Genomic DNA, 22,149 nt, shown 5'->3' with positions numbered 1-22,149 from the left:
GACTTACTCTCCGCGCAGGGCTGACATCAGCCCTTTGAATTTGCTGTTGAGCAGGGTGAAGCTGGCCTGGAAGCCGACGGCGTTTTCCGCGTAGTTCGACTGTTCCAGTTGGGCGTCCACAGTGTTCTGGTCGATCGACGGCTGCATCGGCGTGCGATACATCAGCGACTCGTCGCCATTGCCCAGGCCTTCGGCCTCGATATGGCGGTTGTTGGTCATGTTCAAGGCAAACGTACCACCCTTGGTTTTCTCGTTCTGTGCGGCGAGCACTTTGGAGAACTCCAGGTCCCGAGCCTTGTAGTTCGGGGTATCGGCGTTGGCGATGTTGTTGGCCAGGACTTCGGCACGCTGAGCGCGGAAGCCCAGGGCTTGTTCATGGATACCGAGCGCTTTATCGAAGCTGATGCTCATGTCGGGAAACCTTCGGGTGACCTGATTTTTCGTAACAGAGACATAGCAAGTGGCGTGCCAATTCAAAAAACCCCGGAAACCGGGGCTTTGCCGGCAGTGGCAAGGCGGCAATGCCAGAAAAGCGGCAACCGATTTCCGCCGCCTGCCGCTTTTCTGCCGCTTATCACCCTCTAAAGAACACCACCCTCCCCTGTGGGAGCGAGCCTGCTCGCGATAGCGGTGTAATAGAAACATTGATGTTGGCTGACACGACGCCATCGCGAGCAGGCTTGCTCCCACAGGGGGATCGTGGTGATGTCAGGGAAATCATCGGGCAAAAAAAACGGGAGCCCCTGAGGACTCCCGTTTTTTGATGCGGCCAACGAATCACTTCGCCTGGTAAATGATCCCCGGGCTGCACTGGACCATCTGGTAATGATCCGGCAAACCGTTCAGCGCTTCGGAGGCGCCGAGGAACAGATAACCGCCTGGCTTGAGCGTGCTGTGAATACGCAACAGGATGTCTTTCTTCACCTCGGCGGAGAAGTAGATCAACACGTTGCGGCAGAACACGATGTCGAACTTGCCCAGGGCCGCGTAGCTGTCCAGCAGGTTGAACGAGCGAAACTCCACGCGACTCTTGATCGGCGCCTTGATCGCCCAGCGCCCCGGCCCTTTGGGGTCGAAGTAACGCTGAAGGCGCTCGGGCGACAGACCACGGCCGATGGCCAGGCTGTCGTACTCGCCGGTCTTGCAGTTGGTCAGCATGGTGCCGGACAAGTCGGTCGCGACGATTTGCGCGCCCATCTTCAACTGGCCCATGTTGACGCGCTCGAACTCATCGATCGACATCGACAGCGAATACGGTTCCTGACCCGACGAGCACGCCGCCGACCAGATCCGCAAGCGCTGGCCGGGGGCCGCCTTGATCGCTTCGGGCAACACCTTGTTCTTCAAGACTTCAAACGGATAGGTGTCGCGAAACCACAGGGTTTCGTTGGTGGTCATGGCATCCACCACCATCTCGCGCAAACCGCTGCGCGGCTGGGTCTGGATGCGCTGAACCAGCTCACCCAGGGATTTGATGCCTTGCTGCTCCATCAGCTTGTTGAGACGGCTCGAGACCAGGTACTGCTTGTTTTCACCGAGCAAAATGCCACAGGCTTTTTCCAGGAATACCCGGAACTGTTCGAAATCCAAATTACCCGTAGACAAAGATGCCGCCTCTTAAATCGTGTTAACCGCCAGGGGCAGAAGGCCCCTAGCTGATATCTGCTGCTTTGATCCGGTCGACTACCCGGGATGCCAGGTCATCAGGACGGAATTTTGCCAGGAAGTCGTCCGCGCCGACCTTCTTGACCATTGCCTGATTGAATACACCCGACAACGAAGTATGCAGGATGATATGTAGCTTTTGCATGCGCGGGTCGTTGCGGATCTCGGCCGTCAGGGTGTACCCGTCCATTTCCGGCATCTCGATGTCGGAAATCATCATCAGGAACTCTTCTTCCGGCTTCTTGCCCTCATCGACCAGCTTGCGCAAGTAATCCAGCGCTTGCCTGCCGTCGTTCAATGCCACCACTTCAACGCCGACCGTTTGCAGGCAACGGGTCACCTGCTTGCGCGCCACCGACGAGTCATCGACCGTCAATACCCGCAAGGACAGCGCCTTGTGCTGGGTTTCGACATCCACCACGCCGACCGAAATCGCTTCCGGTGTCGGCGCCACTTCCGCCAGCACTTTCTCGACGTCGATGATTTCGACTAACTGATTGTCGACCCGAGTCACAGCCGTCAGGTAATGATCGCGTCCCGTACCCTTGGGTGGCGGATGAATCTCCTCCCAGTTCATGTTGACGATGCGCTCCACCGATCGCACCAGGAATCCCTGGGTCTTGGTGTTGTACTCCGTGATGATCACGAAGGGATTGCTTTGATCTTTAAGTGCGCCGGAGCCGGTCGCCATCGCCAGATCAAGAATCGGAATGGTCGCCCCCCGGATATTTGCCACACCGCACACGACAGGACTGGACTTGGGCATCAGGGTCAGTTTGGGGCATTGCAGCACTTCCCGAACCTTGAACACGTTGATCCCATACAGCTGCTGGCCGTCGAGACGGAACAACAACAGCTCAAGGCGATTCTGCCCAACCAGTTGCGTGCGCTGGTTTACTGAATCCATTACACCAGCCATGCACTGACTCCTACACCAACGCTTAAGTGTGTTGCGACGCACATTTATTGCTAAACGGCACGGCGCTTGCTTTTTAACTCTTATGAACACAGAACCGACATTTTTCCGACGCCTGACATCAATTACCCGCAAATTGCTTTGCGCAATGTCGGCCGTCTGCCTGTTCAACGCTGGCAGCCCTGCCCTTGCTGACGCGGTTACCTTGCCTGACATGCTTATCGGCGTCACTCAGGGCTTTCTTGAATTCACCGTAGAAGACTATTTGGCTACCAGTCAAACGGAAGGACGCTACGAAATCGAAGTCAACCAGCTCGATCCGCGACTGCGCATGCCCATGTGCGACAAGGAATTGACAGCCACCCTGGAGAGCCCGGCGACCCCGATCGGACGGGTCACGGTCAAGGTCCGCTGCGACAGCACATCCCCCTGGACAGTCTTCGTGCCCGCTCAAGTCCGCCTGTTTCGGGACGTTGTCACCACCACCCGGCCGCTCAAACGCGCCGGGGTCATCGAGCCCGGCGATGTCATGTTGCGCGAGCGAGACATCAGCCTGATCAACCAGGGTTATTTCACCTCCCTGGAACAAGCCGTGGGGCAGAAACTTACCCGACCAACGGTCGCCAATCAGGTCCTGACGCTGGTCCATCTCGAACAGGCGGAAGTCATCAGCAAGGGCGACCAAGTGGTGATTACCGCCCGCAGTGGTACGCTCAGTGTGCGTATGCCGGGCGAAGCCCTGTCCAACGGCGGCTTGCGTGAACAGATTCGTGTGAAAAACCTCAACTCCCAGCGGGTCATCAAGGCGCAAGTCATCGCGCCGGGCCAGGTGGAAGTTGCCATGTAGAACAATCTGCTGGTGAAAGATGGCGCGCCGCCCGGCTGTTCCCTAAACTGTGCCGCAGGCAGGACAAGCGCTGGCGCATGCAAGCTCATTGATAAATGGGCCTAAAGTTTTCGCAGGGAGAGCCGAAAACATGGCAAGCGTCCAAATACCCAGAGGTTTTTTACCATGGTCATCGATTTCAGCCGTTTGAACAGTTCCTCGTCACTTACCGGTAGTACACGTACCAGCACCGCGAAGGAAACCGCCGAAACCGGCACATCCGCGCCGCTGAATACCCCGGCCGAACAGGCCAGTACCGTCAAAAGCGGGGAATCGGTACACCTCAGCAATGAGGCTCAACAGTTGCAGAAGGTCACTGACAAGCTGCGCGATCAGCCTGCCGTCGACAACGCCCGCGTGGCCGAGTTGAAAGCAGCGATTGCCGATGGCAGCTATAAAGTCGACAGCAACCGTGTAGCCAGCAAACTGCTCAACTTCGAAGCCCAGCGCTAGGCCACGGCCTGCGCCAGGCTTTTGGACGCTTAAACCCCAAGGCCAGCCATGCACGACACTAATTTACTGCAACTGATCACCGACGACTTTGCTCCAGCGCAACGCTTGCTGGAGTTACTGCAAACCGAGTCCCTCGCCTTGCACGGTCGCGACATGCCGCTGCTCGAAGATATTCTGGCGCAGAAGCAGGCAATGATCATTCTGCTTGAACAGCATGGCCGCAAGCGCAGTGAAATCCTCGTCAGCCTCAATCTGCCGGCCGATCGCAGTGGCCTGGAGCAACTTGCCAGCCAGTCGAGCATCGGCGATCAATTGCTGGAACAGAGCGAGAAACTGACCGATCTACTGGCTCAATGCCAGGCAGCCAACGTCAATAATGGCCAGTCGATCCTGGTCCAGCAGGCCGCCACGGCCAATCAGCTGAAAATCCTCACCGGCGGCGAACCGCCAGCGCTTTACGATGCCCGCGGATCAACCTCCAAGCTCGCAAAGCCGCGCCCGCTTAGTCAGGCTTGAGCCTGTTGATGAGCACGCTCTATCAAGACGCCTCACATGCTGGCAGTATGCTAGCAAGTCGCAGTCAAATTTTGCCTGGAGAATGATGAACCGTGTTCAATGCCTTAAACGCGGACGATGCTCCGCAGCCACCCAAGGTGCTATCCACGCCGATGGAAATCGCCGGTAACCTGCGGCAGCTGCAAGAAAGCCATGATCCGCTGATCATCACGTTCCATGAGCGCACCCAACGCTTCCAGAGCTATCTGGTGAACGTTGATCGCGACAGCAATTCGATCGCCCTGGATGAAATGATCCCGCGTGACGGGGAACGTTTTCTGCTGGCCGGAGAACCATTCAAGGTTGAAGGCTTTCATGACGGCGTGCGCATCGCCTGGGAAAGTAACGGTACGCTGACCATCGATGAGTCCGGCGATGCTCGCTGCTATCGTGGCCCACTGCCCGCTGAAGTGATCTATCACCAGCGCCGTAATGCGTTCCGTGCAGCGTTGAAACTGGCGCAACTGGTCAACGTCGAACTGGGCGGTGAGAAACTCAAATCGACCTTGGGCGGCAAGCTGCTGGACATCTCGGCCACCGGCTGCAAACTGCGTTTTGAAGGTGACATCACCGGCAGCCTGCAACTGGGCCAGGTCTATGACCGCTTTGTCGCCGCCCTGCCCTTCGGCAACATGACCGCACCGGTCGAATTGCGTTACCTGCACTTCGAAGAGAGGATCTCCACCACCTTCGCCGGTGTTCGCTTTCATAACATGAGCGGTCTGGTGCAGCGGCAAGTCGAACGGTTCGTCTATCAGCTACAGCGTGAAGCACGCCGTTTCGACAAAGACGACATGTAATACGGTGCTTCAACAAAAAACGGGCAGTCCCTTGCGGTGACTGCCCGTTTTTTTATGCGCAGGTTTTTAGGGCCTGGCTTCGGTGAAGCTTTGCTCACGACCCGCATCCGGGTCTTCTGATGGTGGATCGGTCTCGGGATCCGGCTCTGGTTCAGGCGCAGGTTCCGGGCTGATCGGATTTTGCATCTGATCCTGCACCACCTGCTCATCGACCCGCGGGTCAAGGCACGCCACCAGCGGCGAACTCGACATGCTGTCCGGCATAGCCACGTGATGCAGCGGCGCATCTTCGACCTGATGCAGGTTGGTGACCGCTTTCGGGCGAATCCGCCACACCAGCACCAACGCGAAGAAGCTGAAGAAGGCATACAGCATGTGGCTGCCGAACAGCTTCATCAGGACACCGGCCACCAACGGCCCGATGCTGGCGCCCACGCCGTAAGTCACCAGCAACATCGCTGTCAGGGACACGCGACGATCACCTTCGACGTGGTCATTGGAGAAGGCCACCGCCAGCGGATACAGGCAGAACATCACCAGCGAACAGAAGAACCCGGCGACGAACAGAACCTCCAGCGGCACCTGCTGCATGATCGCCAGCGGCAACGCGGTCAGGGCCAGGACCACCGCAAAACAGCGGATCAACAACGCCCGGTCATAACGGTCAGAGAGCCAGCCCAATGGCCACTGCACCAGCAGCCCGGCAAAAATGCAGCTACCCATGAACAGACCGACCTGCTCGGTGGACAATCCTTGCTGCGAGGCATACAGCGGCGCCAGACCGTAGAAGGAGCCAATGATCAGCCCCGCGCCCAGCACCGTGCTCAATGACTGCGGCACGCGCTTGATGAAGAACCGCGGCTCCATCGGCGCCGGATGCAATGGCGCCGGGTGAATCCGCCGGGTCAGGGCCACCGGCACCAGACACAACGCGAAGCACAGGGCGACCAGCATCAGCAGTTCCAGGCCCAGGGCCGGGTGCATGACCAGAATCAGCTGACCGAGCACCAACCCCAGGTAGGAAGCGATCATGTAGCCGCTGAATACCGTGCCACGCTGGGACGCTTCAGCCTGCTCATTGAGCCAGCTTTCGATCACCATGTACTGGCACATCATGCCGAGGCCGACGATCACCCGCAGGAATATCCACGCCGGCAACCAGTCGACCAGGCCGTGGCCGAGCACCGCCGCGCCGACAATCCCGGCGCAGGCCGAATAGGCGCGAATATGCCCGACCCGGGCGATCAGTCGGTGACCGATCTTGCCACCCAGCACCAGGCCGAAATAGTTGGCGGCCATCAACGCACCCACCCACAAGCTGTCGACGTTATCCGCCGCCAGACGCAAGCCCAGGTAGGTACTCAGCAAGCCTGAGCCGATCAACATCATCAGCGAGGCAAAATAAAGCGCTCGAAAAGGTTTCCAGATTTGGCGCATCGGCGTTCCGAGCGGCTCCTTGCGGTAAGAAACGGGCTATCCGAAAAGATAGCCCGAAGACGACAGGTCGTCAGGCCTGGGTGGCCAGAACACGGCGCTCCCAGGGGGTAATTTCATCAAAGAAGCTGGTCAACTCCATGGTCTTCGAAGCGACGTAGCCTTCGATGAACTCCTTGCCGAACAGTTCCTTCGCCAATTGGCTACGTTTCAGACGTTCAAGAGCGGCATGCAAGGTACACGGCAACGAAAGATTATCCGGGACTTCGAATTCGCCCTGGATCGCCTCGCTCGGCTCCAGTTCGTTCTCGATGCCATACAAACCGGCGGCAAGACTGGCGGCGATCGCCAGATACGGATTCGCATCAGCCCCCGGCAAGCGGTTTTCGACCCGACGGGCGGCTGGTGAACTGGCCGGAATGCGCAATCCGGCGGCCCGGTTGTCGTGGGACCAGCAGGCATTGTTCGGCGAAGCATACGGATGGCACAAGCGCTGATAGGAATTCACGTTCGGCGCAAACAACGCGGTGAAATCCGCCATGCCGGCCTGTTGGCCACCAATGAAGTGACGGAAGGTCGCTGTCGGTTGGTCTGCCGCGTCGCTGAACACATTTCGTCCGTTGCCGATCTCGACGATGCTCTGGTGAATGTGCATCGAACTGCCCGGCGTGTGCGCCAGCGGCTTGGCCATGCACACCACGCTCAGGCCGTGCTTGAGCGCGACTTCCTTGAGCAGGTGCTTGAACAGGAACGTCTGGTCGGCCAGCAGCAACGGATCGCCGTGCAGCAAGTTGATCTCGAACTGGCTGACGCCCATCTCATGCATGAAGGTGTCGCGCGGCAAACCCAGGGCCGCCATGCATTGGTAGACTTCGCTGAAGAATGGCCGCAGACCGTTATTGGAACTGACACTGAACGCCGAATGACCTTCCTCGCGCCGACCGTCCAGGCCCAACGGCGGCTGGAACGGTTGCGTCGGGTCGGGATTGGGCGCGAACACGAAGAATTCCAGCTCGGTCGCCACCACCGGCGCCAGGCCCAGCGCCGCGTAACGGGCGATCACCGCCTTGAGTTGGCCACGGGTCGACAGCTTCGAGCTCTCGCCGGTCAGTTCATCGGCGTCGCAAATGGCCAGTGCCCGCGGTTGCGGGCTCCAGGGCAGGCGGTGGATGTGTGCCGGGTCAGGCACCAGCGCCAGGTCGCCATCATCGCTGCCGTAAAAGCGTGCGGGCGGATATCCGCCCATGATGCATTGCAGCAGCACACCCCGCGCCATCTGCAAACGCCTTCCTTCGAGAAACCCCTCGGCGGTCATTACCTTGCCCCGAGGCACGCCGTTCAAATCCGGCGTGACACATTCAATCTCATCAATGCCCGTCAATCGCTGTGCGAGTGAACGCTGGCCATCGGTTGTCATGACGCAATCCTTTGTAATTGTGCGAGCCGCGAACGGCGACCCGTACAAAATAGGCTCCGCCTGTTCGGAATATCAAGCAGCGCCACACAAAAAGAAACGTCAGGGCAAACAGAGGCTGAACACCCCACCACCCAACGGCCCGCCGTTGCTGATCCGGGTGCGTCCTTCCACGCCATTGCGCTGATGCAAGGCGGCGATCCGTCCGGCGAAATACAAGCCCAGGCCTGTGCTGCCGCTGCTGTGGTTGATGCCCTGCACATAATCGGCCTGACGCTCGATCATCTCGACCGGATAACCGTCGCCATCGTCGTTGATGGACAGCACCAGTTCGCCGGCCTCGTCGCCGACACTGATCAGCAATGACTGGCGGGCGTAACGAATGGCGTTGTTGATGCAGTTGGCCAGCACCGAGGCCACCAGCTCGCGATCAAAGAAACCCAAGGGGCTCAACGGGTCGACTTCATAAGTCGCGACAATGCCGCGACTGGCGAACACTTCCTGATGAGCGGCCAGTTGCGCTTCGATGAAATCATCCAGCTCATGGTAGGCCGGCTGCAACGGCATCTGATTGACGCCCAGTTTGTACAGCCCCAGCAACTGCACCAGCATGCCGTTGAGGTGAGCGAACTCGTACTCGATGACGCCCTGCTCCGGGCTGTGCCGCTCGGGATCGGGCAAGCGGGCCAGCCATTGGCTGTGGGCCTGCATCAGCAGGGTCAACGAGTTCTTCATGTCGTGCACGGTGGAGGCAATCACCGTCGAAAAATCCAGTGCAGAGTTGTCTTGGCTCATCCGCTGAACGCCTTGATTTTCAGTTTCTGAAAGCGCGGATACCGCGCGTCGGTGTCGGGCATCATGCCCACCAGTTTCAGGCAAGCCCGGCATTCATCGAGCTCGGCCGACGCTACGCTGGTATCGGTGCCGTGCAGCAGCGATTGCGCCATGTTAAGGGCGATACTGATGTTCTTCGGTTGCAGCGCCAGCGCTTTGCGAAAGATTGCCCGGGCTTCGACCAGGTTACCGGTCTTGTACACCTGCACACCCTGCCGGTTGAGGTCGGAGGCCGCGTTGCTCTGGCTGAGGATCGTCGGGTCGTCGGTCAGTTTGGCGATCCCTTGCATCACCACTGGATCGTCACCGTAGATTTCCGCACAGTTTTTCAACATCGTCGCGCCGGCGCTCGCCTGGCCGAGCATTTGCAGCTGCTTGGCCACCAGCAGCGCGGCTTCGGCGCTCATGAACTGCTCCATGCCATCGAGGCGCATCATCGCCTGCTCGGTGAGCTTCTCGGCGGTTTCGGCGTCGTTGAGCAACAGGCTGGTGGCTTTCATCAGGCGCGCACGAATCTGCAGGCCAGGATCAGACGGGTTTTCCTTGGCCACCAGACTGAGGGTCGTATTGATCTCCAGTCGGGTGCGGGTATCCAGACCTTTCTCGCTGCCTTTGCTGATCAACGCATGGGCCAGGCCGAGGTTGCTTTCGGCATCCTTGAAGCGTGACTGCGCGCCTTGGGACACGGCCTGGCGATAAGCCTTTGAGGCCGTATCGAAATCTTCGTTGGCCATCGCCAGTTTGCCCAGCAGTGCTTGCCGGCGCACCGCCAGCGGCGACAGGCGAATGGCTTCTTCCAATACTTTCTGCGCGCCCTTGGTATCCCCTTCGGCCACCAGCACATCAGCCATGCCGTCATACAGCGCCGGCATCATCGGAAACACTTTCAGGGCTTTTTCGTAAACGCCTTTAGCCTGGCTGACCTGGCCACGCTTGAACAGCAACTTGCCCAACCCGGCAAACGCCCACGGCAACGGCCGATCGGCAATGATGCTGTCGTAGAGACGTTCCAGCGCTTCGTTTTGATTCAGGTCGCGCAAGGCGTCCGCGCGGTAACGCAGGCACAGCGGCGAATAACGGATGTCCTTCTTGCACAGCTCGATGCAGGCATTGAGCACTTCGAGCGGTTTGCCACGATCGAGCGCTTGCAGGATCGGCTTGAGCAGGTTCTTGCGCTGTTCCAGACGCTCCAGGCGCTGGGCCAGGCCGGAACGGTTGAACGGCTTGGTCAGGTAAGCGTCGGGTTCGTGTTCCAGCGCGCTGAGCACCATGGCCTGGCTGGTTTCGGCAGTGACCATGACGAACACGCTTTCATGGCTGATCAGCTTTTCGATCATCAAGTCTTCGAGGACTTGCTGGCCGTTCTTCTTGCCGTCGCCGAGGTGAAAATCCTGCAGGATGAAATCGTAGGCCTTCTGCGAACACATGCGCAGCGCCTGCTCCCCGGTGTCTGCGGTGTCGACGTCCTTGACCCCCAGTTCACGCAGCATGGACCTGACGGAACTGCGGAAATCCGAGAAATCATCGACGATCAGAAAACTCTTTTGGTGATACGACAGCATCGAAGATTTCCAGGCAATTTGAGAAGAAGACAATGACCGTTCGGGTTATCGGCCAGGAGTGCCGTTCCCTTGAGAACTCCAGCCAATCAAGTGTCTCTAAATATTTGAAGGTGTTATTGAAAAACGGGATTATGCTGCTTTATTGACGCGCTTTTTATAACCGAAGATATCAATAGACCGCAGTCGCCGACTAAGGCAGAAGAAATGACCAGCACCCCCCAGCACTCGGCCCCGGCTCCAGAGCGTAAGGCCCTGAAGCCCAGCACCCTGGATTTTCCAGTGGTAGGCGTTGGAGCCTCGGCGGGCGGGCTGCAAGCCATCAAACTGTTTTTCGAGAACATGCCGCATGACAACGGCATGGCGTTCGTGATCATTCTTCACCTGTCGCCCGATCACCAGAGCATCGCGGACAAGATCATCCAGGAATCGACCCGGATGCCAGTCCTGCAAGTCACCAAAACGGTGCCGATCGAGAAAAACCACGTTTACGTCATCTCGCCGGCTCAGCGGCTGACGATGAATGACGGGGTGCTTGAAGTCAGCAGCAACGACCCGCACGGGTCTCGGCACGCCTCGATTGATCTGTTTTTCCGCGACCTGGCCGAAGTCCACCGCGAGCGCGCTTTCTGCCTGGTGCTGTCAGGCAGTGGCTCCGATGGTGCGGTCGGGCTGTCGCGCATCAAGGAACACGGTGGCATCACCATGGCCCAGGCACCGGAAGATGCCGAGTTTGACGGCATGCCTCGCGCTGCCATCGAAACCGGCAATGTCGATCTGGTGTTGCCGGTGGTGGAAATGCCGCAAAAGCTGCTGGAGCTGTGGCGAAACTCACAGGAAATCAGCCTGCCCACCGCCAACGACCCGGACCTGCAAACGTTCGCCTCTGTGTCCGAGCGTGACGCGGCGCTCGCCGAACAGCTGCTCCATGACATCCTGATCCAGCTGCGCACCGGCACCGGCCATGATTTCAAGCACTACAAGCGCGCGACCGTGTTGCGGCGGATCGAGCGCCGGATGCAGGTCACGGCCCAACCCGACCTGGGTGCCTATTTCCGCTTCCTGCAAAACAATCCCGAAGAAACCAAAGCCCTGCTGGGCGATATGTTGATTGGCGTGACCAACTTCTTCCGTGATCGCGAGGCGTTCGAAGCCCTGGAGCGGAACGTGCTGCCGCAACTGGTCAGTGCCGCCGTGTCGGCGCAGCCCGAGAAAGAAGAAATCCGTGTCTGGTCCGCCGGTTGTTCAACGGGCGAAGAAGCCTACAGCCTGGCGATGCTGCTCAACGATCAACTGCAACTGGACGCCAGCAAAGCCTCGCTGCAACTGTTCGCCACCGACATTGACGAGCGCGCCATCAGCATCGGCCGGGCCGGTCTGTACCCGCAAGCGATCGTGACCGATGTGCCGCCGACGCGCCTGCGGCATTACTTCGTCAAGGAAGATGACCACTACCGGATTCGCAAGGAAATTCGCGAAAAGGTCCTGTTTGCCAAACACAGCCTGTTGTCCGATCCGCCCTTTTCGCAGATTGACCTGATCGTTTGCCGCAACCTGCTGATCTACCTGGATCGCGAAGTGCAGCGTGAAATTCTGCAAATGTTTCACTTCGCACTGCGTCCGGGCGGTTTCCTGTTCCTGGGCTCTTCCGAGAGCGCCGATGCTTGCCACGAACTGTTCGCTCCGGTGGACAAGCGCAACCGGATCTTCCGCGCCAAGACCGGCACGACCAATAGCCGACGTACCCCAACCATGCCGCGCGGCGGGTATGTGCGCAGCAATATTTCCCGTGAGACGCCGCAAAACGCGGTGCAGCGCAAACTGTCCTTTGCCGACATCCATCAGCGCGCCCTCGAAAGCGCGGCGCCACCGAGCATAATTGTCGATGCCAACGCCGACATCCTGCACATGAGCGATAGCGCTGGGCGCTTCCTGCGCCATGTGGGCGGCGAGTTGTCGCGTAACTTGCTGACGCTGATTGTTCCCGAGTTGCGTCTGGAGATTCGCACCACGCTGTTTCAGGTCCAGCAGAGTGGCCTGGTGGTCAAATCCCGTGCGGTGCCGATCAGCCGGGACAACCGGCGTTACAAAGTCGACCTGATGGCGCAGCCTTATAAGGACGAAGAGTCGGACGGCGAGTTTGTCCTGGTGATTTTCGAAGAGGCCGAAGTCGATCCCTCGGAACAGGCCGCCTCGACCCTGACGCAAACCGAAAGCCAGGTGCTGTCCAACCTTGAACGCGAACTGCAACGCACCAAGTTGCACTTGCAGGACACCATCGAACAATCGGAAGTCTCCAGCGAGGAGCTGAAGGCCTCCAACGAAGAAATGCAGGCAATCAACGAAGAGCTGCGCTCGGCCACCGAAGAGCTGGAAACCAGCAAGGAAGAACTGCAATCGATCAACGAAGAGTTACTGACGGTCAACTACGAGCTGAAAACCAAAGTTGAAGAAACCGACAAGATCAACGACTACCTGACCAACCTGATCGCCTCCACCGACATCGCCACGGTGTTCGTTGACCGCAACATGCGGATCAAATGGTTCACTCCGCGCGCCACGGACATCTTCAGCATGTTGCCGGTGGATACCGGACGCTCCTTGCTCGACATCACCCACCGACTGCACTACGACGACCTGGCCCGTGATGCAGCGCTGGTCTTCGAGTCATTGAACATGATCGAGCGCGAAGTCAGCAGCACCGACAAGCGCTGGTACATCGCCCGCCTGCTGCCCTACCGCTCCAGCGAAGACCATATCGACGGGACGGTGCTGACCTTCATCGACATCACCAAACGCCGCGCCGCCGAAGAAGAACTGCGCCTGGGCGAAGAACGCATGCGTCTGGTGGCTGAAAGCACCCGCGATTACGCGATCATCACGCTGGATGAACAAGGGGTGATCACCAGCTGGAACAAAGGTGCCGAGTTGATCTTCGGTTATAGCAAGAGCGAAGCAGAGGGCGCTTATTACGACTTTATTTTCTCTGAAGAGGACCGCGCCAGCGGCGTGCCCGAGAAAGAACTGCAGACGGTGCGCGACCATGGGCGCAGCGAGGACGAACGCTGGCACTTGCGCAAGGATGGCAGTCGGTTCTTTTGCAGTGGTGAGGCGACGTTACTCAGCGGTGACAACCTCCGAGGCTACGTGAAGATTGCCCGGGACCTGACCGGCCACAAACGTCAGCACGAAGCGCAAAGCCTGGCGCTGGCCGAGACCCGCAACACCAATTACCTCAAGGACGAGTTCTTCGCGGTCATGTCCCATGAGCTCAAGCACCCGCTGAACCTGATCCAGCTCAACGCTGAGCTGCTGCGTCGCCTGCCGGTGACCAAGTCCGTGGCTCCGGCCGCCAAGGCCGTCAATACGATCTGCGATGCCGTCAATAGCCAGGCCCGGATCATCGATGATCTGCTGGATGTCGCCCGTGTCCGTACCGGCAAACTCAAGCTGCAACCGGTCGCCACGGACCTGGTCAGCGTGCTGCGTGATATCCACAGCGTCGTGCTCAACGAGCGGCACGAAACCACGGTCGAGTTGCATGTGCCTTCAGAGCCGTTGATGGTGCATGCCGATCCGACACGCCTGGAACAGATTATCTGGAACCTGGTGAACAACGCGCTGAAATTCACCCCGCCCAATGGCCACGTGCAACTGATCGCCAGCCAGGACGGAAACAGGGTGCGGCTGGACGTCAAAGACAACGGCACCGGCATTGCCGCCGAGAACCTTGAGCACGTGTTCGATCTGTTCGGGCAGGCAGAGAAGCAACATGCCACGCACAACCGTGAAGGGCTGGGGATCGGCTTGTCGCTGGTCCGCCAACTGGCAGAAGCGCAACACGGCTCGGTTGAAGTGAGCTCACCCGGATTGGGTGCAGGGTGCACGTTCAGTGTCTACTTGCCGATGGCCAAGACTGATCATGACGCTCAAACCGCTACGCAGGTCGACGAGGGGGCCGGACGGCTGAGCGGCTTGACCATTCTGCTGGTCGACGACTCTGCCGAAGTGCTGGAAACCTTGAAGATGCTGCTGGAAATGGAGGACGCGCAAGTGATTGCCTTCGACCGTCCGGTGGCCGCGCTGGACGCCGCAAAAGGCACGCACTTCGACCTGATCATTTCGGACCTGGGCATGCCAGTCATGAACGGTCACGAACTGATGAGCGCTTTGCGGCAACTCCCGCTGCTCAGGGATGTGCCGGCCATTGCGCTGACGGGCTATGGTGCTCAAAGCGATATTCAGAAATCCCGGCAATCGGGCTTCGACCAGCACATCGGCAAACCGGTGTCCTACGATGAACTGATCGAGACTATCGAGGAACTGCGACGCTCCTCGAGCCTGTCGATCGGCAAATGACTCAGCGCAGATAGGCGCGTTGCACATTGATGCGCCGATCAATCGCCTGCCGCAGGCGATCCTTGTGGTCCGCCCACACCCCGGGGTCGACTTTGGTGGCGCGCATCAGCTCAAGCATCGCGGCTTTGGCCGCCAGGTACTCCGACCAGGCGTCTTCGGAACGGATTTTCAAACGCTCCCGTTCGGTCATTTCCATGCGTCGCAATGCCAGTGTCGGTTCATCGGTAATCACTGGGGCCAACGTCAATTGCACCCGATGCGGCGCGACAAACGCTTGACTGTCCGCCACCAGCTCTCTCGCCCGCTGAGCGCCCCACTTCAACGCGGAACAATAATATTCACCTACCGCACGGTCATGAAACTCCTCGCAAATCGCCCCGCCACCGTCAGCGTATATACCGATGAACACCTGCGTGACGCCCCCATGACCGACCCGTGCCTGCACCTCGACCTGCACACCATCGCTGAGCACTTCTTCATGGGTATGGTGAAGTAGCCTGCTGTTGGTCCATAACCAGAAATGTGCACCTCTGTGTCGCATCGCGTCACTCCTTGAATGGTACGAGGAGTAAGGCACAGCAACGATGGACTTGCCATGTAGGTCGTCGGGTCGACGGGCATAAAAAAGCCCCGCTGGAGGATTCTCCGGCGGGGCTTTTTATCACAGCGCAGGGCTGAAAATCAGGTGGTGTCCCAGGGCAGGTTCGAACTGCCAACCTTCCCCTTAGGAGGGGGATGCTCTATCCAATTGAGCTACTGAGACACAGATCGCCCCGCAGGGATGCGGTGCGATAGACGGCGAGCATGTTAACGGCCAGGCCTGCTTTTGTCATGTCGTCCGTAGGGCTTTTTAAGTGTAGGCAGCCGCCCCTTGTCATCGTGGCTTAATTTACCGTGCAAATTGCATCCTCTCAAAATGCCATCATTGCAATTTGCAACGACGGCCTCTTTAAGTAATAAGTTAATTCTTTGTTTTTAAAGGATTTAATTGCCGTTAGACTCTTGGCACGCGGGCTGCTTTAGCTGTTCTGACGAACAACCGAGGTTAGCCTCATGAACAGCGTCCTTTTACTCTCGAATGCAATCGCTCTTACCGTCCTGCTGGGTGGTCATTTTGCCGCCGAGAGCGGCGCTGAGCAGGTCGCGCATCGGATGCCGCATTACCTCCAGCTGCAAAAAGCCCCGCAATTGGCGGTCATGAACGATCAGCGCGGCTTTGTTGGCCAGGACGTAAGCCAGCAAAATTATCTGCCGGTGTCTCAGACTTCGGAACGCTTGGTATTTTGAATCACCCTATCAGGAGCACAGCAATGTCCAAATCAGCCGCAGGATTTTTGATCCTTGCCTTACTGAGCGGCATTCTTCATCTGTCATTGGTCCCGGACACGGTTGCCACCGTACCCCTGATCGCCTGCGGCGTTTTCGGCGCGTTATTCGTGCTGGCACTGATTATCGGACGCAAAATCAAATTCGATCCGGTTCTGCGCTGACGTTCAGCAATTTCAGAAGATTGGCGACGGTGACGGCAATCTCGCCTGAGTTGTCGAGTCGATAGATATGAGAATCAACGAGAGGATCCTTCGCTGTAAATAACCTGTTGCGGCGCAATCTGGCTTCAATTTCTGCAAGGCTCTCACGGCCTCGCTTCATCAGTCGCTCGCGTAATACCTCATCCTGGACCGTCAACAGCACCGGCAATAATGTCGGGTAGCGTTGCAGTGCCTCGGCCAGGTGACCACGAGAGCCATTGACCAAGACATGACGACCTTCTTCCAGCCAATGGTCGATCTGGACCGGAATGCCGTAATCCAGGCCATGGGCGTGCCACGACAGCGCAAAGTCACCCTTGTCGCGGCGTTGTTCGAACTCCTCGCGAGAGACTCCGATGGCATCTTCGCCTACGGATTCAGCCGAACGCGTAATGACCCGTCGTACCACTTCGCCGTTTATCGAGCGTAAAGGTTGTCGAGCCGCTTCGATGAGGCTGTCTTTGCCGGATCCGGAAGGCCCCATCAAGTAAATCAGCCTGCCATCCATCCTGAATCCCCCCCCTGTGCGGGTCTGCCACTAGTAAATCGGCCATTTGCCACTATCCTGTATAAGGTAAGGACCAAGGATCGAATCCGCGTAGCATGCACCTTCAGGCGTCTTCGGGCATCACCTGACGGGAAGAGCACGCGGTCAGCGATACGGGCAGGGACCAAAGTTTTCTAACCAGTCCACATTTTCGATAAAGGTGCTGGCATAACGCCTTTACCCAGCTCAATATTTGTCACAGAATTGACGCCAATGATCTGGCTGCTTTGAGGCATGATGCGAGCCTCTATCAATTCAGGTTGAACATTTGGCCAGAGAGCTTGTCCTATCAGACATCCTGCGGCCAATCCCGAGAACCGCTCCCCTGAACTAACCGGTTAAATATATGCGCCCATTGAAACAGGCAATTTATTCCAGCCGTACGGCTGACAAGTTCGTCGTACGTCTGCCAGACGGAATGCGTGAACGCATTGCCGAGGTGGCTCGCAATCATCATCGCAGCATGAACTCCGAAATCATTGCGCGCCTTGAGCAGAGTCTTATTCAGGAAGGTGCACTGGGCGAAGAGTTGAGCATGCGCCTGGACAGCCCGGAGCTGTCATTGCACGAACGTGAACTGCTGCAACGCTTCCGCCAACTCTCCCACCGTCAGCAAAATGCTCTTGTTTCGCTGATTGCCCATGACGCCGAAATGGCCGCAGACGCTTCCTGATTCGACCCGAAAGCCAAGCCAGCATAATCGCTGGCTTTTTTTTGCCTGAAATTCGGCCATAAAAAACCCGCCGAATTGGCGGGTTTCTTAAAGCAGGTCAGTCAGAGCAGGAAAATCGTTGCCAGCCCGAGGAAGATGAAGAACCCGCCGCTGTCAGTCATGGCAGTGATCATAACGCTGGCACCCATCGCCGGATCGCGCCCAAGCCGCGCCAGAGTCATCGGGATCAAGACCCCCATCAACGCCGCCAGCAACAAGTTAAGCGTCATGGCGGCGGTCATCACCACCCCGAGGGACCAACTGCCATAAAGCAGATAGGCCACAACGCCAATCACGCCACCCCAGACCAGGCCATTGATCAAACCGACGGCCAGCTCCTTGCGCATCAATCGCGAGGTATTGCCGGTGCTCACCTGGTCCAGCGCCATGGCTCGAACGATCATGGTGATAGTCTGGTTGCCCGAGTTGCCACCGATACCGGCCACGATCGGCATCAATGCCGCCAGTGCCACCAGTTTTTCGATGGAGCCCTCAAACAGGCCGATCACCCGGGATGCGATAAACGCGGTGATCAGGTTGACCGCCAGCCAGGCCCAACGGTTGCGCAGGGATTTCCAGACCGAAGCGAAGATATCTTCTTCTTCGCGCAGACCCGCCATGTTGAGTACTTCGTTTTCGCTCTCTTCACGGATCAGGTCGACCATTTCATCGATGGTCAGACGGCCGATCAGCTTGCCGTTCTTGTCGACCACAGGCGCCGAGATCAAGTCGTAACGTTCGAACGCCTGAGCGGCATCGTAGGCATCTTCGTCCGGGTGAAAACTCACCGGGTCGCTGGCCATGACTTCCGAAACCTGCTTTTCCGGATCGTTGACCAGCAAACGCTTGATCGGCAGCACGCCCTTGAGCACGCCGTCGTAGTCGACCACAAACAGTTTGTCGGTGTGGCCCGGCAGCTCCTTGAGACGCCGCAGGTAACGCAGCACGACTTCGAGACTGACATCCTCACGGATGGTCACCATCTCGAAGTCCATCAGCGCACCGACTTGCTCCTCGTCATAGGACAACGCGGAGCGGACGCGCTCACGCTGTTGACCATCGAGGGTTTCCATCAGCTCGTGGACAACGTCTCGCGGCAGCTCGGAAGCCAGGTCAGCAAGTTCGTCGGCGTCCATGTCCTTGGCCGCAGCCAGGAGCTCGTGATCGTCCATGTCGGCGATCAGGGTTTCACGAACCGAGTCGGATACTTCGAGGAGAATGTCGCCGTCGCGATCCGCCTTGACCAATTGCCAAAGCGTCAGACGATCGTCCAGCGGCAAGGCTTCAAGGATGTAGGCAACGTCGGCGGAGTGCAGATCATCGAGCTTGCGTTGCAGCTCGACGAGGTTTTGCCGGTGAACCAGGTTCTCGACCCGGTCGTGATGCGGACCTTCCTGGCGATGAGTCAGGTCTTCGACCACCCGCTGGCGCTGCAACAGCTCAACGACTTGAGCGAGGCGGTCCTGCAAGCTTTCCTGCGTTTTCTTTACTTCTACTTCAGACATAGGCGAACTCCACTCCCAGCAGCGGGGCACGCCGGAAGGATCAATCAGTCAATTCATGATTGGAAAAACGGGATACTGAGTAACTACTGGGTAAGTCCATGGAGGTATTCCACAAGCCCCGGCGGGGCTGACGGGCGCAATGATACACCGCCCGACGGTTTTAAACGTCAAAAAATCATGGCTGAAACAAGCGGTTGCAAGACAAAGCTGAGTGCAGTCCTGATCTCTCCAACTGCGACGACTCATTCTGAAAAGAAAACACACCCTCATCGAAAAATGTAGCGGCTACCCTGACATGGACCGTCATGGAGGACGTTTAATGCCATCAATTGCCTTTTATTTTTTACTGCTTGCCCTGCTCTGCCTTTCACCCCGGTTGCAGGCAACCATCCTTCACCGTTGCGAAGCACCCGACGGTCGCCTCACCTTCACAACCCTGAGTTGCGCGGAGGGTGAAAGCTTCTCGCAGCAAGAGGTGCGCACTTTCACGCCCGGCAACGCGATAGCGCTCATGCCTGAGGCTGACGCTCGGGAGACACCCTCGACGAAAACCGGAAGGAAGGAGCCAACCATTGTCGGCCAGACTGAGGACAAGTGCGCAAACCTGATAACCGCCAAGGAACGTCGCGAAGCAATCATCAATCAACGGATAGTCGCGGGCATGACACAACAGGACGTCGAGAGCGCCCTGGGCAAGCCGGACAAGATCAGTATCAGGAATTCCGCAACAAGCTACCGCTACGAACTCAAGCGAGGTCGCAGCGCACACGTGGAGTTCGACGAGAAAGGATGTACAAAGGGAAAAGCCAAATCCCAGACGGCAAAAAGCCCGCGTTAAACGCGGGCTTTTTGGTGTTTGGTGCACTCGACAGGATTCGAACCTGTGACCGCTCGGTTCGTAGCCGAGTACTCTATCCAGCTGAGCTACGAGTGCATTTGTGTTTTTATACCAGATCACAACTGGTTGGAGCCAAGTCATTTGCATTACTGCAAACAACCCTTAAATGGTGCACTCGACAGGATTCGAACCTGTGACCGCTCGGTTCGTAGCCGAGTACTCTATCCAGCTGAGCTACGAGTGCATTTGTTGCCGCGCATTATAGGCCGTCTAATCTCTATGTAAAGCACTTTTTCTAGTAATTTCAAACACTTACCGAAAAAGCCAGATTACAACGTACTACGCAAATAATGGCGGAGAACGGGGGATTCGAACCCCCGACACCCTTTTGAGGTGTACTCCCTTAGCAGGGGAGCGCCTTCGGCCACTCGGCCAGCTCTCCGCAACACGGGGCGTATATTAACCAGCTTCTTCCCCGTTTGCAAACATAAAAAACGATAAAAATTAATGGCTTGGTTCGTCGTCCTTCTCTTTCTTGATCCGCAAGTAGATTTCCTCACGGTGAACCGCAACCTCTTTAGGTGCGTTAACGCCAATACGCACTTGATTTCCTTTGACGCCGAGCACGGTCACGGTGATTTCGCCATCACCAATAATCAGGCTTTCTGCGCACCGACGAGTCAGAATCAGCATACCTTTCTCCTCACGCATTTCATTTCAGGGACAACAGTCTGCAAAAAAAAGGCACTCGACCTACAACCGGAAAACGATCGCAGCCCTACATGCCTGAGTATTGACCAGCGCGAGCAAAAGAACAGTTCCTGGGTCGCGCCATTCAAAAAAGACAAAGGGCGCGGTCAGACCGCGCCCTTTGGCAAACGCATCACTCGCCTGTTCGGGCCGGTGCGTCCAGTTCGAAAGCTGTGTGCAGAGCGCGCACAGCCAGTTCCAGATACTTCTCTTCGATCACAACGGAGACTTTGATTTCCGACGTCGAGATCATCTGGATGTTGATGCTTTCTTTCGCCAGGGATTCGAACATGCGGCTGGCCACACCTGCGTGAGAACGCATGCCGACGCCGACGATCGAGACCTTGGCGATCTTGATGTCACCGACCACTTCACGGGCACCGATCTCGCGAGCGGTGTTTTCCAGTACGGTTTGTGCGGCCTGGAAGTCATTGCGGTGCACGGTGAAGGTGAAGTCGGTGGTGTTATCGTGCGCAACGTTCTGCACGATCATGTCGACTTCGATGTTCGCGGCACTGATCGGGCCGAGAATCTTGAATGCAACGCCCGGGGTGTCTGGCACGCCACGGATGGTCAGCTTGGCTTCATCGCGATTGAAAGCGATGCCGGAAATGATCGGCTGTTCCATGGTTTCCTCTTCATCAATAGTAATGAGGGTGCCCGGACCCTCCTTGAAGCTGTGCAGTACGCGCAGCGGAACGTTGTACTTGCCGGCGAATTCCACCGCACGGATCTGCAACACCTTGGAACCGAGGCTGGCCATTTCCAGCATCTCTTCGAAGGTAATCTTGTCCAGGCGCTGGGCCACGGACACCACACGCGGGTCGGTGGTGTAGACGCCATCGACATCGGTGTAGATCTGGCATTCGTCGGCCTTCAAGGCCGCCGCCAGCGCCACGCCGGTGGTGTCGGAACCGCCACGACCGAGGGTGGTGATGTTGCCATGCTCGTCGACGCCCTGGAAACCGGCGACAACCACCACACGACCTGCCTTCAGATCACCGCGAATCTTCTGGTCATCAATCTGCAAGATACGCGCTTTATTGTGCGCGCTGTCCGTCAGAATCCGCACCTGGTTGCCGGTGTAAGACACCGCAGGCACGCCGCGCTTGATCAGCGCCATGGCCAACAGTGCAATCGTCACCTGCTCGCCCGTGGAAACGATCACATCCAGCTCACGCGGAACCGGTTGGCCATCACCACTGATTTGCTTGGCCAGATCGATCAGACGGTTGGTTTCGCCGCTCATTGCCGACAGGACAACCACCAGGTCATCGCCGGCATCGCGGAATTTCTTAACCTTGTCGGCGACCTGCTCGATTCTCTCGACAGTGCCGACTGAGGTGCCTCCAAATTTCTGTACGATCAAAGCCATTTCAAAGCCGCCTCTGCC

Annotated in this window: 21 protein-coding genes and 4 tRNA genes; 9 read left to right on the top strand and 16 right to left on the bottom strand. The window is 57.8% G+C overall.

The features are described 5' to 3' along the window. Positions 1-3: 3 nt before the first annotated feature. The 3 genes from flgB to AB4N91_RS04535 form a co-directional block, all read right to left on the bottom strand. The gene (gene flgB / locus AB4N91_RS04545; RefSeq protein ID WP_010457156.1) at positions 4-411 is read right to left on the bottom strand and encodes a flagellar basal body rod protein FlgB; all 408 of its coding nucleotides are present in this window, start codon (positions 409-411) and stop codon (positions 4-6) included. Positions 412-777: 366 nt separating this feature from the next. Next, positions 778-1,605 (bottom strand): protein-glutamate O-methyltransferase CheR, encoded by an 828-nt coding sequence (gene cheR / locus AB4N91_RS04540; protein ID WP_010457158.1) that lies wholly within the window; start codon positions 1,603-1,605, stop codon positions 778-780. A gap of 46 nt (positions 1,606-1,651) precedes the next feature. Then, a complete protein-coding gene (locus AB4N91_RS04535) occupies positions 1,652-2,584 on the bottom strand; it encodes a chemotaxis protein CheV (RefSeq protein WP_010457160.1) in 933 nt (310 codons plus the stop codon). Positions 2,585-2,666: 82 nt separating this feature from the next. Here AB4N91_RS04535 and flgA point away from each other — a divergent pair, with 82 nt between their 5' ends. The 4 genes from flgA (at position 2,667) to AB4N91_RS04515 (ending at position 5,275) form a co-directional block, all read left to right on the top strand. Then, positions 2,667-3,428: a flagellar basal body P-ring formation chaperone FlgA gene (gene flgA / locus AB4N91_RS04530; protein WP_077749189.1), complete on the top strand. Its 762-nt coding sequence runs from the start codon at positions 2,667-2,669 to the stop codon at positions 3,426-3,428. Positions 3,429-3,593: 165 nt separating this feature from the next. Continuing rightward, positions 3,594-3,920 (top strand): flagellar biosynthesis anti-sigma factor FlgM, encoded by a 327-nt coding sequence (gene flgM / locus AB4N91_RS04525; RefSeq protein ID WP_010457164.1) that lies wholly within the window; start codon positions 3,594-3,596, stop codon positions 3,918-3,920. A 48-nt stretch (positions 3,921-3,968) separates the two neighbouring features. Beyond that, positions 3,969-4,436, top strand: coding sequence for a flagella synthesis protein FlgN (locus AB4N91_RS04520; RefSeq protein ID WP_010457166.1), 468 nt, complete (start codon positions 3,969-3,971; stop codon positions 4,434-4,436). Between the two features lie 92 nt (positions 4,437-4,528). Next, positions 4,529-5,275 (top strand): flagellar brake protein, encoded by a 747-nt coding sequence (locus tag AB4N91_RS04515; RefSeq protein ID WP_042932643.1) that lies wholly within the window; start codon positions 4,529-4,531, stop codon positions 5,273-5,275. A gap of 66 nt (positions 5,276-5,341) precedes the next feature. On the opposite strand, the gene AB4N91_RS04510 is transcribed toward AB4N91_RS04515, so the two are convergent. The 4 genes from AB4N91_RS04510 to AB4N91_RS04495 form a co-directional block, all read right to left on the bottom strand. Beyond that, the gene (locus AB4N91_RS04510; protein ID WP_083375939.1) at positions 5,342-6,712 is read right to left on the bottom strand and encodes an MFS transporter; all 1,371 of its coding nucleotides are present in this window, start codon (positions 6,710-6,712) and stop codon (positions 5,342-5,344) included. 70 nt (positions 6,713-6,782) lie between these two features. Next, entirely contained in the window at positions 6,783-8,024 is a 1,242-nt protein-coding gene (locus AB4N91_RS04505) for a glutamine synthetase family protein (RefSeq protein ID WP_460112644.1), read from the bottom strand. Positions 8,025-8,225: 201 nt separating this feature from the next. Then, entirely contained in the window at positions 8,226-8,918 is a 693-nt protein-coding gene (locus AB4N91_RS04500; RefSeq protein WP_077749187.1) for a sensor histidine kinase, read from the bottom strand. Next, positions 8,915-10,519, bottom strand: coding sequence for a tetratricopeptide repeat-containing response regulator (locus tag AB4N91_RS04495; protein WP_010457175.1), 1,605 nt, complete (start codon positions 10,517-10,519; stop codon positions 8,915-8,917). The genes AB4N91_RS04500 and AB4N91_RS04495 overlap by 4 nt, the downstream gene beginning before the upstream one ends. A gap of 204 nt (positions 10,520-10,723) precedes the next feature. On the opposite strand from AB4N91_RS04495, the gene AB4N91_RS04490 reads away from it, so the two are divergent. Continuing rightward, complete coding sequence (locus AB4N91_RS04490; protein ID WP_460112143.1) at positions 10,724-14,875, top strand: CheR family methyltransferase; 4,152 nt, start codon at positions 10,724-10,726, stop codon at positions 14,873-14,875. 1 nt (position 14,876) lies between these two features. On the opposite strand, the gene AB4N91_RS04485 is transcribed toward AB4N91_RS04490, so the two are convergent. Further along, positions 14,877-15,416 (bottom strand): hypothetical protein, encoded by a 540-nt coding sequence (locus AB4N91_RS04485; protein WP_288111616.1) that lies wholly within the window; start codon positions 15,414-15,416, stop codon positions 14,877-14,879. Between the two features lie 145 nt (positions 15,417-15,561). Continuing rightward, positions 15,562-15,638: transfer RNA gene (locus AB4N91_RS04480), tRNA-Arg, on the bottom strand. 290 nt (positions 15,639-15,928) lie between these two features. Between AB4N91_RS04480 and AB4N91_RS04475 the strand changes: the two genes are divergently transcribed. After that, on the top strand, positions 15,929-16,162 hold the full coding sequence (locus AB4N91_RS04475) for a hypothetical protein (RefSeq protein ID WP_077749184.1): 234 nt from the start codon (positions 15,929-15,931) through the stop codon (positions 16,160-16,162). 23 nt (positions 16,163-16,185) lie between these two features. Further along, on the top strand, positions 16,186-16,365 hold the full coding sequence (locus AB4N91_RS04470; protein ID WP_010457208.1) for a PA3371 family protein: 180 nt from the start codon (positions 16,186-16,188) through the stop codon (positions 16,363-16,365). Here AB4N91_RS04470 and phnN read toward each other — a convergent pair. Beyond that, positions 16,340-16,912: a phosphonate metabolism protein/1,5-bisphosphokinase (PRPP-forming) PhnN gene (phnN, locus tag AB4N91_RS04465; protein WP_172792575.1), complete on the bottom strand. Its 573-nt coding sequence runs from the start codon at positions 16,910-16,912 to the stop codon at positions 16,340-16,342. The two genes, AB4N91_RS04470 and phnN, sit on opposite strands and share 26 nt — an antisense overlap. 385 nt (positions 16,913-17,297) lie before the next feature. Here phnN and AB4N91_RS04460 point away from each other — a divergent pair, with 385 nt between their 5' ends. Further along, positions 17,298-17,624: an Arc family DNA-binding protein gene (locus AB4N91_RS04460; RefSeq protein WP_003178899.1), complete on the top strand. Its 327-nt coding sequence runs from the start codon at positions 17,298-17,300 to the stop codon at positions 17,622-17,624. Positions 17,625-17,725: 101 nt separating this feature from the next. Here the strand turns inward: AB4N91_RS04460 and mgtE are convergent, their stop codons facing one another. After that, positions 17,726-19,168 (bottom strand): magnesium transporter, encoded by a 1,443-nt coding sequence (gene mgtE / locus AB4N91_RS04455; RefSeq protein WP_010457218.1) that lies wholly within the window; start codon positions 19,166-19,168, stop codon positions 17,726-17,728. 319 nt (positions 19,169-19,487) lie between these two features. On the opposite strand from mgtE, the gene AB4N91_RS04450 reads away from it, so the two are divergent. Beyond that, a complete protein-coding gene (locus tag AB4N91_RS04450) occupies positions 19,488-20,006 on the top strand; it encodes a cell envelope protein SmpA (protein ID WP_460112142.1) in 519 nt (172 codons plus the stop codon). Positions 20,007-20,025: 19 nt separating this feature from the next. Here AB4N91_RS04450 and AB4N91_RS04445 read toward each other — a convergent pair. From AB4N91_RS04445 to AB4N91_RS04425, 5 genes are all read right to left on the bottom strand, one after another. Continuing rightward, a tRNA-Arg gene (locus tag AB4N91_RS04445) sits at positions 20,026-20,102 on the bottom strand. 71 nt (positions 20,103-20,173) lie between these two features. Then, positions 20,174-20,250 (bottom strand) — tRNA-Arg (locus tag AB4N91_RS04440). A 107-nt stretch (positions 20,251-20,357) separates the two neighbouring features. Then, a tRNA-Ser gene (locus AB4N91_RS04435) sits at positions 20,358-20,448 on the bottom strand. 62 nt (positions 20,449-20,510) lie between these two features. Next, positions 20,511-20,699 carry a carbon storage regulator CsrA gene (gene csrA, locus AB4N91_RS04430; RefSeq protein WP_003178872.1) on the bottom strand — a complete coding sequence of 63 codons (189 nt, stop codon included), beginning with the start codon at positions 20,697-20,699 and terminating at the stop codon, positions 20,511-20,513. 190 nt (positions 20,700-20,889) lie between these two features. After that, positions 20,890-22,131 (bottom strand): aspartate kinase, encoded by a 1,242-nt coding sequence (locus AB4N91_RS04425; protein ID WP_008033100.1) that lies wholly within the window; start codon positions 22,129-22,131, stop codon positions 20,890-20,892. Positions 22,132-22,149: the final 18 nt, after the last annotated feature.

The organism is Pseudomonas sp. H3_D04, assembly GCF_054669175.1.
The sequence above is the reverse complement of the archived record's forward strand: the minus strand, read 5'-3'. Positions and strand labels throughout refer to the sequence as shown.